Genomic DNA, 14,628 nt, shown 5'->3' with positions numbered 1-14,628 from the left:
CGTGCGGCCGGTCAGCCGGCCTTCTTGGTGCCGGCCGCGATGTCCGCGTCCATCTTCTCGACGTTGTTCTTGATCTGGTTGAACTGGTTGGCGAAGGAGTTGATGCTCTCCACGGCCTTCTGCAGCGACGCGGTGAGGTTGGTGTACGACTCCTTCAGCGCCGGGCTGCTCTGCTGCATGAACATGCCGTTGTCGAGCAGGCCCTCGACGGAGGACTTGGTGCTCAGCAGCAGCGGGTTGATGTCGTTGACGGCCTGGTTCATCACGCCGGAGACGCGCTGGATCTCGTTGTAGTCGAGGTTGATGTTGCCTGCGGGCATGGTGCTGTCTCCCTGGATCGGTGTGGGGATGGGTGGGGCTCCGGACGGGGGTCCGGGGTGCGCCGGGCCGCGGGGCGGGCGGTCAGTCGGACTTCTTGACCTTCCAGCCCGTGTCCCCCTTGGCGTCGTCGCTCGTCCACTCCTCCGTCTTGCCGTCGGTCACCACGGTCTTGGTGCCGCTGCCGTCCTTCTTGACCTCGATGGTGGTGGTCACCTCGTGGCCGTTGAGGTCGACGGAGGAGTGGGTCGTGCCGTTCACCGTCTCTTCGTTGCCGTCCTCGTCGGGACCGACGGTGGTGTAGGTGGTCTTCGTGTCGCGGTGACCGGTCTTGTTGTCGGTGACCGAGACGGTGGTGCCGGTCGTCGTGCTCTCGTTGCCGTCGGTGTCCTTCGTCTTGCTCTTGAAGTCGTCCGTGGTGGTCTTGTGCTCCGGCGTCTCGGTCTTCGTGGAGGTGCCGGTGGTGTTCGTGACGTTGCCGAAGACGTCCGTCGACTTCGAGTCGTACGTGCCGTCGTCGTGGTAGTTCGTGGTGTCGGTCGCCTTCAGGCCGGTCTTGGTCTCCATGGTCGTGGTGACCTTCGTCGGCTCGCCGTCCGGGCCGTACTCGTACGTCGTCGTGGTCTTGTTGCCGTGCCCGTCGTCGGTGGTCCACTCGTGGGGACGCTCACCGGGCTTCTCGGGCTCCTTCGGCAGGAGCGACGGATCGAGGTCCGGGTGCTCCTTCTTGGCCTTCTCGACCGCCTCGTGCCACGCGTTCCACTCCTTGTCGCGGGCCTTCCACAGGTCGGAGGAGATCTGGGCGCTCTGCTTGGCCGCCTTGTTGGCCAGGTCGAAGTCCCAGTCGGCCCACTTCTTCGCCACGCCCTCGTAGAGGTTCTTCAGCTTTTCCAGCTTCTCCTCGGAGCGTTTGAAGGAGCCCTTCCACGTCGCGTAGTACTTGCGGATCGCGGCGACGGCCACCCGGGATCCGACCTCGTCGACCGAGTACTCCTGCTTGCTCTCGCGGGCCTGCTTGACCTCGTCCTTCAGCTTGCCGGACTTCTGCGCGACATCGTTGAGCAGCTCGTAGTCGACGGCTATGTCGGACACGGTCACACCCCTCCCGCGGTCTGGAGATCACTTCACGTCTCACAAGGTCAAACGCAACACGAAGCGGAACGGTTCACCCCTGAACGGCAGAAGCGGCGCGAAGTGATGTCGTTCACACAGTGAACCGATCGCTCCGCAGATACGTAAACGTAGGTGTGGTGTCCCATGATCCGGGTGCGCGGAAAGCGCCGGTCGTGACACATGTGAACGGTCTGCTGCGCGAAGGGGAGAGGCTTGGCTACGCGTCCCGGTGACTGGGGGGCCCTCGGCCTCGACGGCGACCCGACCCCGGGCGACGCCTCCGCCATCACCACCATCGCCGACGCGATGCGCGACCTCGCCACGCACGCGGGCACCATCAACAACGGCCTCAAGGCGCTCCAGCAGACCGCGGGCGACGGCCAGCGCTTCATCGGCAAGACCGCCGACCAGCTGCGCGACATGGTCGACGACCACCTCCACAACTTCGTCGGCCACGTCGCGGACTCCTTCAACCAGGCCGAGACGGCGCTGCGCAAGTACGCCACCGCCGTCACCGACGCGCAGGCCGACGCCGACGCGGCACTGACCGCGGCCCAGGGGCTGGACAAGGACGACCCGCAGCTCCAGACGTACAAGGACCGGGCCGACGACGCGCGAAGCACCCTCAGCACCGCGGCGAGCACCCTGGACAAGGCGCTGACCTCGGCCGGGTCGCTGATGGTCCAGCCGGTCAGCGACTGCGACCTGTTCTGGGAAGCCTTCCAGTGGCTGACCATCATCCTGTCGGTCATCGCCATCTTCACCGGCGGCGTGCTCGCGATCCTCGCCTGGGGCATGAACGCGGTCCTGCTGATCAAGACCATCGTCGACTTCAGCCAGGGCAAGGCCGGCGGCCTGGAGCTCGGCCTCGCCTTCCTCGGCGTGCTCTTCCCCACCACCAAGGCACTGCCGGTCGGCTCCATCCTCAAGGGCCTGGGCAGCGTCCTCAAGGGCGGTGTCGAGGGCATCGCGGGCGCCGGCAAGAACATCATCAAGGAGATCGGCCACTTCTCCTCGCTGCACAACATGCCGAAGATCGTGGTGGCGCCGATCGTGCTCGGCCTCCACGCGGCTCCCGCCTTCAACGTCGTCAACGGCGTGAAGGGGCTGGGCAATCTCGGCAAGGGCGGCTGGGAGTCGCTGGTCAAGACCGTCTCCAAGGACTGGGTGAACGCCACCAAGGGCATCACCGGGGACTGGAACAAGCTCGGCGCGTACGCGAAGGTCAACTTCGAGCGGCTCGGCCGGGCGGGCATCGCCACCGTCCTCCCGCTGGACTTCACCGAGATGGGCGTCCTGGGCTTCGGCGGCGCCGCGCGGCTCGCCTTCGCCGAACGGGTGCTGGGCATCCCGCAGAACGACCTGCGGAACCTGCTGGCCAACGCGGGGCGTACGGACGCGGCGCTGGCCAAGGGCGTCCACACCGGCAACTTCAGCGCGCTGGTGCCGTTCCGGCCCGTCGGCGCTGCCGGCACGCACTTCGTGCCGGGCAGCTTCGTGGACCTCTCGGCCCTGCACTTGGTCCCCGGCGGCTTCCGCGGCACGTCCTTCCCCGGAGTGCACATTCCCTCCGTGTCGCCCGGCGGGCTCACCAAGTTCCCGGGCGCCGTCGTGCCCAACGGGATCGGCGGACTCTCCCTGGACGGGATCGGGGCGTTCCGGCCGGCCGGGCCGGGGTCGTTCAACTTCACCGGCGTCGGCAACCTGGTACCCAACGGCCTGGGCTCGTTCGGCCACGGCGGCCTGAACCTCAACATTCCCGGCAACCTCGGCAACCTCGGCACCAAGGGCCTGGGGACCGTCACACACGCCGGCGTCAACGTGCCACACGCCGGCGTCAACGTGCCGCACACCGGTGTGAACACGCCGCACGGCATCACCGTGCCCGGCGGCTCCCTCACGCACACGGGCGCCCACTTCGACCAGCCCGCGCTGATCGCCACCCCCGACCTGCACCTGCCGGGGACGACCACGCTCGACAACGGCCTGAGCGTCCCGGACGTGCACGGCGCCGGCGCCACCCGGCTCATCCAGCAGACGGACTTCGCGGCCGGCCAGGTCCGCATGGACAACAACCTGCTGCTGTCCGCCGACACCGCCATCGACCTCCTCAAGGACGCCCACGGGTCGTCGTCCGTGCTCGGGCACGTGCCGGAGCACACCAGCGTCCGCGTCCCCGAGACCTCGTTCGACAGCGGCTTCGTCCACGGCATCGGCGACGGCCACTCCATGGCCCGCGGCGCGATCGGGCACGGCGAGGCACTGGAGGACATGACCTTCCCCGAGCTGACCGCGCTGGCCAACGGCGACGTCGCGGTGACCGCCTTCCACGCGGACGGCATCAGCTTCCGCATCGGGGACGCGGCCCCGCGCACGATCACCGCCGACCACCTGGCGAGCACGGCGCCCGGCACTCCCGTACGCGTGGACACGCCGGGCACGCAGGGACTGACGGGAACGCAGAACCCGTTGGCCACACGCAACCTGACGGGCACGCACGGCGATGCGCCCGCCGTCCAGGGTGCCGTGCCCCCGCCCCGCAACCTCGCCAAGGCCCCCGCCGACCTCCCGGCAACCGCCGGCGCGCACGACGCGCTGCGGCTGACGACCCCGGAAACCAAGCCCGCCGCGGCCCCCGGCACCGGCGCCGCCCCCAAGGCGGCGCCCCGCCCCGTCGTCAACGAGCACGACATGGCCATGAGCCTGCTCGACACCGGTGACCGCAAGCCGCTCCCGGCCACCGGCCGCAGTGCCGTCTCCGACAGCCCCTCCGGGGTGTCGGCCCTCCCCGACCTGGACGGTGCGGGCGCCCGCGGCGCCACCGGCCCCGCGGACAACAGCGTCCTCGACCTGATCGCCCACCCGGGCGGCCCGGCGAAGGCGGCGGACGAGGCCGCGGCCGGCGTACCGGCCGCCGTGCGGGCCGCCGAGCCCGCGCCCACGCCCGTACCCGCGCCGAAGGCCGACGTCCCGCACGACCCCGCGCCCGGACCGAAGGGCTCCGGCCCCGTCACCGCGCCCCCGGGCAACCGTTTCGGCGGTTTCTCCGGCGCCGCGGCCATGAACCAGCGCCTACGCGTCCGCAACGACCTGATCCTGGGCGGCTCGGTCGGCCCGGAGGCCGGGGCCAAGCTCAACGCGTGGGCCGGGTACGAGCACGCGCTGTCGCAGCTCGGCAAGGCGGAGCGCCAGGTGGACGAGTTGGCGCCGCCGCCCGGCGTGACCGCGGGCGAGCCCTCGCCCGCCCTGGCCGAGGCCCTGGACGACCTGGGCGTCAAGCGCGTAGAGGTCGCCAAGGCCGAGGCCAAGCTCGACGAACTGGGTATCGACGCCTCGCGTACCCGTAAGCAGATCAACGCCCTCACCGGCGGCATCTTCGGCGAACACGGCCCCGCCGGCGGCCCGAAGCCGCACCCGCAGCCGGAGCCGCAGGCGATGCCGGCCGTCGACAAGGGCAAGGGCAAGGCCCCTGCCGTGGACCCCGAGCCCGTACCGGCCCGCCCGGAGCCGCAGGACCGGCTCGGCTTCGGCCCCGGCACCGGGCGGGGCGACCGTGCCGCGGCCCGGCACGAGATCGTCACCGGTGGCGCGGGCGGGCCGCAGGCCGAACTGCGGCTCGGTGCCTGGGAGCAGTACGAGCGTGCGTCGTTCGACCTGGCGAAGGCCCAGGACAAGGCGGACGGGCTGGTGCCCGCGGCGGGGCAGCCCGGCCCGTCGAAGCCGTCCGCCGCGGCCGTCGAGGCGCTGGACGACCTGGGGGCCAAGCGCGCCGAGTTCACCGCGGCCGAGGCCCGGCTGGACGAGCTGGGCATGGACCCGGACGCCATCCGGCAGCAGATCGACGACGCCAACCACGCCATCGCCGTCGACCGAGCGCAGCGCGGCGAGTACGTCGGGCCGCTCGGCGGCGCCCCGGCCCCGCACTCCGGCGACCCGCTGCCCGTCGGGCCGCACGACTGGTCCCCCGACCCGCAGGCGCCGCACGCCCTGTGGCCCGAGCCGGGCACCCACGGGGCGGGCCGCACCATGGTCAACCAGTCCTTCCGCGACCTGACGTACGCGGGCCACCAGCCGCTCACGGCGGGTGACTACCTGAGCTGGATGCGGGCGAGCACGGGGGAGGGCCGGCCACTGTCCTACGTGGTCAACACCATCGTCTCGTACAGCGAGATCGGGGGCGGCAAGCTCCAGGACTTCCTCGACTCGATCACCCGCGGCCTGGAGGGCTACGACGGCCGCCTCGGCGTGGTGATCGGCGTCAACGGCAAGCTGGAGGACCTGGCCGCCATCCACCGCGCGATGGACGACGCCCTCGCCTCGACGCACTTCGACCACCCGCTGGCGATGGTGGCCACCACCTTCTACGGCGACAACTTCCCGTACGGCACCATCCGCAACCTCACCATGACCAGCCCGGCGGCCCGGTCGATGGCGCACTCGATGATGCACGGCGGCGGAGCGGGCGCGCCCAGCCACCCGTACTGGGCCTTCATGGACTTCGACGTGTACGAGCACACCGTCCCCAGCGGCCGGCACGTCTTCGACCACTTCGACCGGGAGCTGAACCTCGGCGAGGGCGGCGCCGTGGACGACTGGGCCAAGCGGCTCCCCGACGACCCCGGAGCCCCGGCGAAGGCGGCCGACGACTCCGTGGCGGTGCCGGACATCCCCGACACCAAGCCGCTGCGCCCGCTGGTCATGACCGGCGGCTACCGGGTGCCGGGCAAGACCGGCGAGACGGTGCTCGTCGACGGTGTCGCGGTGGACCGCTCGGTCGAGGACCTGATCAGGGCGACCAAGACCCGCGACGACACCCCCGAAGGCATGGTCTTCACCCAGCAGGACGTGGAGAAGTTCGCGTCCGTCGTCGACTCCGACATGCGTATCCGCGCCAAGATGGCCGGCTTCCACGGGCTGGTGCCGTACGGGCCCGAGCCGAACCTCTTCGTGGACGCCGCCGCCACCATGGTGGACGACGTGACGCTGGGCGCGGGCACCTGGCGGCCGGTCCGGTTCGGCGGCGGCACCGGTGAGTACAAGGGGCTGCGGGAGCGGCTGAACCACTTCAACGCCTGGGAGCTGGACCAGACCCTGCCGGACGTCCCGGGCAACGCGGTGGCGCGCGAGATCGCCGCCGCCAACTCCGTGCTGCCCGACCGCGGCACCGCGTTCCTGGCCGACTTCGTCGACGGCGCGGTACCGACCGACCTCTCCCGCCTGATGTCCGGCTACTACAAGCACGGCAAGGCCGGCGGCGTCGGCAACATGCCGCAGGAGCACCTGACGCCGAAGAACGTGGTCGAGCACATCTTCGCCCGGGACAACTTCGAGCTGGACCCGAACCTGTCGCGCGCCAAGGACGACACGAAGATCAAGGACGTCCGCGACGACCTGCTGAAGGGGAAGTCCCCGGAGCAGGGCTTCAAGGACGACCCGCTGAAGCCCATCGGCGTCGACGGCCGGCGCCCCGAGTTCAACGAGCACCCCCGGGCCACCCTCGACCGGTTGGGCGTCGGGCTGGGCGGCGACGGCAACACCCTCGGCCTGAACATCTCGATCCGCGTGCCGGGCAAGCCGGACGGGCTCGTGGTCGGCGTCGTGCCGGCGGACAAGCGGTTCCTCAGCCACGCGGTGGCCACCGCCCCCGAGGAGGCGGCGTACAAGCGGCTGCAGAACTACGTGATCGCCGAGGTACTGCCCCAGGGCGGCCTGCCGCACGACTCGCTGCTGCGCGCCCTCCCCGAACCGCCCGCGGGCGGCTTCGGCGCGAAGGGGCCCGGGATGAAGCCGGGCGTCATCCCGGACGCCGCGGCGCTGCTGACGCAGGTACAGCGGCAGATGGGCAAGAACGGCGTCGAGAACATGATCAATGACGCCTACACGCGGGGCCTCGACGGCCGCGCGCTGACCGTCGGCCTGGTCACCGGGCGCCTGGGCCCGGACGTGTCGGACATCGGGCCGATCGAGCGGATCGTGCTGGACCGCTACGCCAGGGCGCTCAACCGGCCCCTGGAGATCCGGGGCGCGGACGGCGCCACCCACCGGGTCGACGTCGACGCCCGTAAGCCGGGGCCGTCGCTGTACGTGACCTGGGTTCCGGACCACGGCGGCCCGCACTCCGGACACTGGGAGGTGGGCGACGTGGCCCCGCCGCCGCCCACGCGGATCGGGTTCGGGCCCGGTTCCGGGATCGGCGACCGTGCCGCGGCCCGGCACGAGATCGTCACCGGTGGCGCGGGCGGGCCGCAGGCCGAACTGCGGCTCGGTGCCTGGGAGCAGTACGAGCGTGCGTCGTTCGACCTGGCGAAGGCCCAGGACAAGGCGGACGGGCTGGTGCCCGCGGCGGGGCAGCCCGGCCCGTCGAAGCCGTCCGCCGCGGCCGTCGAGGCGCTGGACGACCTGGGGGCCAAGCGCGCCGAGTTCACCGCGGCCGAGGCCCGGCTGGACGAGCTGGGCATGGACCCGGACGCCATCCGGCAGCAGATCGACGACGCCAACCACGCCATCGCCGTCGACCGAGCGCAGCGCGGCGAGTACGTCGGGCCGCTCGGCGGCGCCCCGGCCCCGCACTCCGGCGGTCCGCACGGTTCGCACGACGTCGAGATGACCGACGCGGTACCGGGAACGTCGGCCCCCGGCGGCAACCACGCCCTGCCCCCCGGGCTGCAATGGGACCGTGACCTCAGCCGTGGGACCACCACCGGCGACATCCGGGTCAACGGCGCGTTCCGGGACCTCCACGGGCACAGCCAGCGGCCGCTGTCCGAGACGGAGTACCTGGCCAACCTGCGGCAGAGCCTCGACGAGCGGCGCCCGATCTCCTATGTCGTCAACGCCGTCGTCAGGTACGACGAGTTCGGCGCCGGCCAGCTGGAGGACTTCCTGCGGGCGGTCCGCACCAACATGCCGGACAGCTTCGGCAAACGGTTCGGCGTGGTCATCGGCGTCAACGGGCCCGTGGCGGAGATCGACCGCGTCAACGCCGCGGTGCGCCAGGTCCTGGACGGCGTGCACACGGACTTCCCGCTCGCCGTCGTCGGCGTCGGCTGGAGCGGCAGCAAGTTCCCCTTCGGCACCGTCCGCAACAGCGTCATGACCAGCCCGGCCAGCCGGTCGATGATCCACACCATGATGACCGGCGGCGCCGACGGCACGGGCGCGACCCATCCGTACCTCGCCTTCATGGACTTCGACACGTTCGAGCACACCGTGCCCAGCGGCCGGCACATCTTCGACTACTTCGAGAAGAAGTTCGAGATGCGCGGCGTCGAACGGGCGGGGGAGCCCGCGTCCGCACCGCCGCTGCGCCCGCTGATGATGACCGGCGGCTACCGGGTGCCCGAGCCGCCGGCCGGCGGCCTGCCCGACCCGCTCCTGGTCAAGACCGACGAACACCTGGCCAAGGCCGAGGCGAAGGCGGCCGCCGAGGCCAAGGCGGCCGGGGCCACGAACGACCTGCCGGGGAACGACGCCGGTCCGTCGTCCGCCGCCGACCCGGGCGGCTCCAAAGGCAAGGGGAAGGGCAAGGCCAAGGCGGTGGAGCCGCCGCCGCGCCGGCCGGGCGAGCTGCGGGTCACGCAGGACGACCGGAGGGTCCTCGTCAACCGGGTCGACGCGGACACGCTCGCCCGCGTCGGCATCGCCGGCGGCCACCCGATGCTGCCGTACGCGCCCGAGCCCAACCTGTTCGTGGACGCCTCGGCGACGCTGGTGGACGCCGTGCCGGTCAAGAACTGGACGCCGCTGCGCTTCGGCCCCCGCGGCGCCGAGTTCCACCAGATGAGCCGCGCGCTCAACACCTTCAACGCCTGGGAGCTGGACACCACCCTGCCGCGGCTCACCGAGTCCGACTTCCCCCGGCTGGAGGGCGAGAGCCGGGACGACTGGCTCAAGCGGGTGGACGACGGCATCACCGACCGCGACGCGCAGCGCGACATCGCGGCCGGCAACCACACCCTGCCCGACCGCGGCACGGCCTTCGTCACCGAGTACGTGAACGCGGCCATCCCCACCGACCTGTCCCGGATCATGGCCGGGCTCTTCGGCAAGGACAAGAAACTGCTCCAGGACCACGCCGGGCTGTCACAGCTGGAGCGCCTGGTCGAGAACAAGGACGCCAAGTCCGGGCTGGAGCTGGCGGACATCCGCGACCACCGCTTCAGACTGTCCCCGGAGGCGGCGGACCACCTCAACCCGTTCCGGCCCGTCGAGACGCCGGGCCAGGAAACGCCCCGCGAGGTGGCCGCGCGGCTGAGCGACGCGATGGGATCGGACGCCAACCCGCTGGGGCCGCAGGTCTCCGCCCCGCTGCCCAGCGACCCGTCGGTACGGGCCGGCATCCGCCAGGAGGACATCCGGTTCGTCACCCACGCCTACGCCCACAACTCCCAGGCGTCGCGGTTCCTGAACCATCTCGACTACGCCATCGTGCACCCCTCGCACCGGCCGCCGCCCACCTCGATCTTCCACGCCTTCGAGAACGCGCCCGGCCGGCTGGGCCTGCCCTCGCCGGGGGAACTCCTGCGCGGCGTGCGCGACCAGCTGGAATTCCGCGGCAACACCAGGACCCGGATCGACGCCGCGATCGACGAGGCGATCGCGCGCGGGACCAGCGGGCGGGAGCTGTCCATCGCCCTGACCACCGGCCGGCTGCGCCGCGAGAACTTCTTCCCCGACGGCCTGGCGGGCTCCGCCGACCGGCGCGTCAGGACCACGGCGGAGGACCTCGCCCTCCAGCGCTACGCCAACGCCCTCGGCCGCGAACTGCACATCACCTTCGCCGACGGCACCCCGGTCGTCGTCGCCCCCGACAACCTCCCGAAGAAGGTCAAGCGGCTGCCGCCTCCGGTGGAGATCGTCTGGACGGCCAGTGACGACGTCGTGCACTATCCGGACGGCGGCCACTGGAGCGTGGTCGACAACGGGCCGCACCCGGCCGCCGGCGGCAAGCGCGGGCACGGCAGCGCGGACGGACCGGGCGGCGACCCCGGCGGCCACAAGCGCCCCCGCAAGGGCAAGAGCCGGGCCGACGCGCCCGGCGGCGAGGACACGCTCATGGGAGACGCCCGATGACCACCGACCAGGCGGCTACGGGCGCCGGCGTCCACCACGTGGCCCCCGGCCGCCCCGGCGCCCACACCACCCTCGCCGCGGCGCTGCACGCCGCCGCGCCAGGCGACGAGGTCCGCGTCGCGGCCGGGACGTACGAGGAGAGCCTGCGCGTCGACCGGGACGTGACCCTGCGGGCCGCGGACGGCGGCGGGGTCACCCTGGCCGCGTCCGGCGGCGGCGCGCCCGCGCTCGAAGTCCTGCCCGGCGCCCGGCTGACGCTGGACGGGCTGACCGTACGCGGCGGCGCCGCCGACCGGCCCGCCGTCCTGCTGTCCGGCGGCGTCACCCACTGGCGCGGCGGCGGCACCGACCGCGGGCGCCTGGAGGTACTGCGCGAGGCCGCGCTCACGATGACCGAGGCCCGCCTGACGGGCGCCGCCCTGGCCGGGGCGCTGATCCGTACCACCGGCGCGGTCCGGCTCACGGACTGCGTCCTCGACGGCGCCCAGGGCACCGGCGTGGTGGTGGGCGGCGACTCCCGGCTGGAACTGACCGGCACCCGGATCAAGGGCGCCACCGGCTCGGGAGTGCGGGTCCGCGAGGACGCGCGCATCGTGCTGCGCGACTGCCTCATCGACGGCGCAGGCCGCAGCGGGCTGCTGTTCGAGGACCGGGCGGCGGCGCTGCTCGTGGACTGCCGGGTGCGGGACTGCGGCGGCGAGGCGGTGCGGGTGCTGGACACCTCGCCCGTGCCGGAAGACGGCGACCCGTACGGCACACCGGACGCCGGCACGCCGGAAGCGGCCCGTGGCGGACTGCTGCTGTACGGCTGCGAGCTGACCGGCTCGGGCGCCGACGCGCTGCACGTCGCCGGGGGCGGCGACGCCGTACTCGTCGGCTGCGTCCTGCGGGACGCCGGCGGCTCCGGTGCCGCCGCCGGCGAGCGGGCCCGCGTACGGCTGGCCGACACCCGGATCGTACGGACCGCGGCCGCGGCCCTGACGGCACACGGCACGGCCCGGCTGGACGCGCGCGGCACGACCGTACACGGCTCGTCGGCCAACGGCCTGCTGGCCACCGGCTCCGCCACCGTCCGGCTGACCGACGGCGAGGTGACGGACTGCCGGTACAGCGCCGTGCACGCGGGCGGCGGCGCCGAGCTGACGCTGACCCGGCTGCGCGCGGGCACCACCCCCGAACACGGGCTGCACGCCGTCGCCGACAGCCGCCTCACCCTCGCCGAGGTGCGCCTCACCGACTGCGGCATGTCCGGCCTCGACCTGTCCGGCACGGCGGCCGCCGAAGCCACCGAACTGTCCGTCGCGCGCTGCCGCAACGGCGTCGTCGCCGGTTCAGGCGGCGCGGTGCGGCTGGCCGGGTGCACGGTCGCCGACGCGGAGCGCGCCGGGTTCACCTTCGGCGGCGGCGAAGCGGAACTGGACGGCGGCCGGGTGCTGCGCGCCGGCACCGCCGGGCTGGTGTGCCAGGACGGCGCCACCGTACGGGTCGCGCACGTGGAGATCACCGACGCGGCCGGGTCCGGGATGGTGGTGGCGGCGGGCGCCGCACCGGACGTCCGGGACGTACGGATCGTCCGCCCCGGCAAGAACGGCCTGATCGTCGACGCCAAGGGCGGCGGCAGCTACGAGGACTGCGAGATCACCGGGCCCGGCTTCCCCGCCGTCCACCTGGGCGCGGCGGCCGCCCCCGTACTGACCCGCGTCCGCGTCCGGGACGCCGACGCCGACCTGAGCACCGAGGAGGGCGCCGAGCCGCGGGTGCGCGACTGCGTCTCCTGGCAGGTCAAGGACGCGCACTGGCCCGCGCCCTGCGCCCCCGCCACGACGGCGGCCACCGCCACCGCCACGCAGTCGGCGGGCGCCCCCGCGGCCGGCGGCGGCACCGCGACGACGGTCCCGCCCACCGAGGCCGACCTCGACGAACTCCTCGGCGAGCTGCACGAGCTGATCGGCCTGGAGCGGGTCAAGCAGGACGTCGCCTCGCTCGTCAAGCTGATGCGCATGGTGCAGCGCCGGGAGGCGGCCGGACTGGCCGCGCCGCCGCTCAGCCGCCACCTGGTCTTCGCGGGCAACCCCGGCACCGGCAAGACCACGGTCGCCCGGCTCTACGGGCGCATCCTGGCCGCCGTCGGACTGCTGGAGAAGGGCCACCTCGTCGAGGCGGACCGCTCCGCGCTGGTCGGCGAGTACGTCGGCCACACCGGCCCGAAGACCCAGCGGGTCTTCATGGAGGCGATGGGCGGCGTGCTGTTCATCGACGAGGCGTACTCGCTGGCGCCCGCCCACGCCACGGGCGGCAACGACTTCGCGCAGGAGGCCATCGCCACCCTCGTGAAGCTGATGGAGGACCACCGCGACGCCGTCGTGGTCATCGTCGCCGGCTACCCGGCGGAGATGGAGCACTTCATCGACTCCAACCCGGGACTCGCCTCCCGTTTCAACCGCACGCTGCTGTTCGAGGACTACGGCACCGAGGACCTGGTGCAGATCGTGGAACAGCACGCGGCGGCCCACCAGTACGAACTGACCGACGCGGCACGCGACACCCTCGTCGGCTACTTCGACCACGTCCCGCGCGACGGCCGGTTCGGCAACGGGCGCTCGGCCCGGCAGGCGTTCCAGGCGATGACCGAACGGCAGGCGTACCGCGTCGCGGAGAACGACGCGCCCTCCGAGGCGGACCTGCGGACCCTGTCCGAACTGGACGTACCGGAACTGGACGTACCGGCAGCGGACCCGCCCGGCACCGCCGTACCGCAACCGCAACCGCCCGGCGCCGGCGCAGCCGTCCACCCGGCCTGACCGGCCCCCGCAGTCACTCTCAGGAGGAACCCCCGTTGTCACAGCCGAACAAGAGCGCCGGACCGGACCGCTCCGGCGCAACCGACCCCGCCCGGTCCGGTTTCGCGGAGACCTTCTCCAAGGGAGCGCGATCGCCGCTGCGCGGCATGGCGCCCGGCCGCCGCGTGTGGAAGACGGCGCTGGGGCTGCCCGTCCTGGCCGGCGTCGCCGTCGGCGCGGTGGCGCTCACCACCCTCGGCGCGTCCCAGGTGCGCTTCGACGACGGCAAGGAACAGGTCGTCGCCGCCAAGCAGCCGCAGCAGGCCAAGACCGGCTCGCCCGCGCCGTCGGCCAAGCCCGAAAAGCCCGCCGGTGAGACGCCGGCCGGCCAGAAGCCCGGCGGCGCGCCCTCGCCGGGCAACGGGGCGGGCGCACCCGGCCCCGGTGTGCCCACGCCGGAGAAGAAGAACAGCCCGGCTCCCGAGGCCAAGAAGCCCTCCGACCAGCCGCGCGTCGCCGGCGCCAACGCCAAGGTGACGTACGAGGGCATCGCGGGCCCCGGCTGCCCGACCCCGCCGCGCGGCGGCTTCAAGGAGCAGGGTGCCTACAACGACGGCGGCAAGGGCTGGTACGGGCTCACCGGCGGCAGCACCCGCGACGGCGGGTGCAGCGGCCAGTTCACGTCCGTACCGATGTCCGGCGACAAGAACAAGGACGCCCAGAGCCGCGTGATGTGGTGGTGGGAGCCGGGCCCGGAGTCGCGCAGCTGCCAGATCTCGGTCTACGTGCCCAAGGGCCCGAGCGACCCCGACGTGGCCGGCGCGCCGACCACGTACCACGTCCTGACCGACCCCTTCAACCGTGACTCGAAGTACGCGAGCTTCACCATCGACCAGGTCGGGCACCGCGGCAGCTGGCAGCCGGCCGGCACCTTCGAGGTCCGCCAGAACAAGATCGGCGTGAAGCTGCTGGACCGCGGTGACAACCACTCGCCCGGCCGGGACCGCGCCCACCACGCGGCTGGCGCGATCAAGGTCACCTGCCACGGCTGACCGCCCGCCGCGGGCCCGCTACGTGTCGCAGTCCAGTTCCGAACGGCACAGCGCGCAGCGGGCCCGCAGCCTGCCGCGTACCGGGACGCGGATGCGCTGGTGGCACGTCGGGCAGGGGAAGGACACCCGCAGCGGCGCGTGCCCTTCGAAGGCGTAGCCGCCGGCCGGCCCGGGGCCCCCGGGCCGGGCGGGGCGCCCCCGGGGCGGGGGGGGGCGCCCGGCCCAGGCGGTGCGGGGGGGGGGGGGCCCCCCCGCCCCCCGGCGCGCGGGGCGCCCCCCCGACCCCCCGGGCG

At 73.0% G+C, this 14,628-nt stretch carries 5 protein-coding genes and 1 pseudogene; 3 read left to right on the top strand and 3 right to left on the bottom strand.

Features of this window, described 5'->3' with window-relative positions:
• Positions 1-11: 11 nt before the first annotated feature.
• Together ACH4K4_RS18045 and ACH4K4_RS18040 are read right to left on the bottom strand one after the other, a co-directional pair.
• Positions 12-320, bottom strand: a complete 309-nt coding sequence (locus ACH4K4_RS18045) for a hypothetical protein (RefSeq protein ID WP_360134435.1) — start codon at positions 318-320, stop codon at positions 12-14.
• An 82-nt stretch (positions 321-402) separates the two neighbouring features.
• Entirely contained in the window at positions 403-1,410 is a 1,008-nt protein-coding gene (locus ACH4K4_RS18040; RefSeq protein ID WP_398168305.1) for a hypothetical protein, read from the bottom strand.
• Between the two features lie 234 nt (positions 1,411-1,644).
• On the opposite strand from ACH4K4_RS18040, the gene ACH4K4_RS18035 reads away from it, so the two are divergent.
• From ACH4K4_RS18035 to ACH4K4_RS18025, 3 genes are read left to right on the top strand one after another with little or no spacing between them, the layout of a single operon-like run.
• The gene (locus ACH4K4_RS18035) at positions 1,645-10,503 is read left to right on the top strand and encodes a putative T7SS-secreted protein (RefSeq protein WP_398168304.1); all 8,859 of its coding nucleotides are present in this window, start codon (positions 1,645-1,647) and stop codon (positions 10,501-10,503) included.
• Positions 10,500-13,304 (top strand): right-handed parallel beta-helix repeat-containing protein, encoded by a 2,805-nt coding sequence (locus ACH4K4_RS18030; RefSeq protein ID WP_398168302.1) that lies wholly within the window; start codon positions 10,500-10,502, stop codon positions 13,302-13,304. The genes ACH4K4_RS18035 and ACH4K4_RS18030 overlap by 4 nt, the downstream gene beginning before the upstream one ends.
• A 35-nt stretch (positions 13,305-13,339) precedes the next feature.
• The gene (locus ACH4K4_RS18025) at positions 13,340-14,335 is read left to right on the top strand and encodes a hypothetical protein (RefSeq protein WP_398168301.1); all 996 of its coding nucleotides are present in this window, start codon (positions 13,340-13,342) and stop codon (positions 14,333-14,335) included.
• An 18-nt stretch (positions 14,336-14,353) separates the two neighbouring features.
• On the opposite strand, the pseudogene ACH4K4_RS18020 reads toward ACH4K4_RS18025, so the two are convergent.
• Positions 14,354-14,628 (bottom strand): annotated as a pseudogene (locus ACH4K4_RS18020) (hypothetical protein); the annotation flags it as partial.

This window comes from Streptomyces sp. NPDC017529, from assembly GCF_044329785.1.
Taxonomy (GTDB): domain Bacteria; phylum Actinomycetota; class Actinomycetes; order Streptomycetales; family Streptomycetaceae; genus Streptomyces.
This window is presented reverse-complemented; position numbering and strand designations above follow the sequence as displayed.

Excerpts from the sequence above, each read along its gene's own strand:
- ACH4K4_RS18045 (WP_360134435.1), bottom strand. The coding sequence starts at position 320 with ATGCCCGCAGGCAACATCAACCTCGACTACAACGAGATCCAGCGCGTC.
- ACH4K4_RS18030 (WP_398168302.1), top strand. The coding sequence starts at position 10,500 with ATGACCACCGACCAGGCGGCTACGGGCGCCGGCGTCCACCACGTGGCC.